The sequence below is a fragment of the Mycobacterium sp. genome, from assembly GCF_049280035.1.
Classification (GTDB): domain Bacteria; phylum Actinomycetota; class Actinomycetes; order Mycobacteriales; family Mycobacteriaceae; genus Mycobacterium.
On record NZ_JBAPPI010000428.1, the window covers coordinates 1 to 1,853 of the forward strand.

1 protein-coding gene is annotated in these 1,853 nt (G+C 63.9%); it reads left to right on the plus strand.

The features are described 5' to 3' along the window. The coding region (locus WAN71_RS14260) for a CoA transferase (RefSeq protein WP_422225957.1) at positions 1-1,789 on the plus strand (1,789 nt) is incomplete at its 5' end. Positions 1,790-1,853 lie beyond the last annotated feature (64 nt).

Below are 1,853 nucleotides of genomic sequence, written 5' to 3' on the forward strand. Positions count from 1 at the left end.
ATTCATCGACGTGTCGCAGCAAGCGGTCCTGGCGTCGCGCGCCGACTGCGTGCTGGGCAGGTTCATCACCGGGGAGCTCGCACCGCAAAACACCCGCGATGATTACGATCAACAGGGCCCGGCGTCATTTTTCGCCTGCGCAGATGGATTCGTCTATCTCTACCTGACCAGCCGCAATCACTGGGCGGGCCTCAAAAAGCTGATGGGCCACCCGGAATGGCTCGACGCGTTCGACGACGACTGGCTCGAGTTCTCGGTCACTCCAGAGAAAGTGGCGACATTTCGGAAGGGCTTCGCCAACTGGGTCGCCGGCCTAACCAAAGACACGGCGGCCGAAGAGGCGCAGCGGTTAGGAGTCCCCCTGGTGCCCGTCAAAAGCGCTGCCGACCTGAAGAACTCGACCCAGTACCGTCATCGCGGCTTCTTTCAAGACGTCACCCACCCGGTGCTGGGCACTGCCGCCTACCCCGGCGTTCCTTACCTGATGACTGCATCACCGGCGCGCATTACCACTGCCGCGCCCAGCCTGGGCCAGCACACCGGCGAGGTTATGGGCGATATCGAGACGCCACGCCCGGCGCTGACGGTGGCCTCGGCACAACTCAAACCGCCGAAGCTGGCACGAGGCGGACCGTTACAAGGAGTTCGGGTCGTCGAGCTCACCAAAGTGTGGGCCGGACCGTACACCGGCAAGCTCCTTGCGCTCCTGGGCGCCGAAGTGATCAAGGTGGAAAACTCCGGAAATCCCGACGAGATGCGCGCCTACGGCGGCACCGACATCAACCACGCGCCGTACTTTCTGTCCATCAATCCCGAAGTGCTCAGCGTGGAATTGGATCTCAAATCAGCCGTGGGCATCGACCGGCTTCGCGACCTGATCGCCCACAGCGACATCGTCATCAACAACCTCCGGCCGGGGGCGATGGAGCGCCTCGGACTTGGCTACCAGCAGCTGAAGGCCGTCAAATCGGACATCATCTCGGTGTCAATCAAGATGTGGGGCAACGACGGACCGCTGGGCTATCAGACCGGTTACGCGCCGTGCTTTGCCGCGTTGGCCGGACTCGCTTCCCTGGTGGGCTATCCAGGCGGACCGCCGCTCGGCACCAGCATGCGCTATGGGGATTCCACCGTCGGCGCCGCCGCGGCGTTGGCCGCCGTCGCCGCATTGCTGCATCGCGATCTGAGCGGCGAAGGCCAATTCGTCGACGTGTCGGCGGTGGAGACTCTTTCTTCGATGATCGGCGATTGTCTGCTCGAACAGGATTTGACCGGAAAACACATCCTCCCCCAAGGCAACCGCGATCCGGATATGTCCCCGCACAACTGCTATCCCTGTGCGGGCGGCGACTGGGTCAGCGTTGCCGTGGCCGACGACACCCAATGGCGCGCACTGTGCAACGTCTTGGGCGCCGCCGTCCTCACCGACGACCCACGCTATGCCCGCATGCCGGACCGAATCAAAAACACCGATGCGCTCGACCAAGACCTTGCCCGCCTCACCACCAGCTACGACGCCGAACAGCTGGCGCAGCGGCTCAGGTCAGCCGGTGTGCCGTCGAGCAAAAGCGCCACATCTCTGGACGTGATCAGCGACCAGTTGCTCTGGGACCGCGAGCTTTATCGCTTCGTCAGCGATCATCGCGAAGGGCAACGCCCGATCGTGGCTGCGCCGTGGCGAATGACGGCTGCTCCGGCGCAGATCGCGCGCGGCGCACCCGACCTCGGCGAGCACAACGACTACGTTCTGCACGAAATACTCAATGCCCATGCGACGGAGCGGACATGACCGCAATATTGGCCGGCACAGCGGCGCTGGTAACCGGCGCCAGCAGCGGCATCGGCGCGGCGAC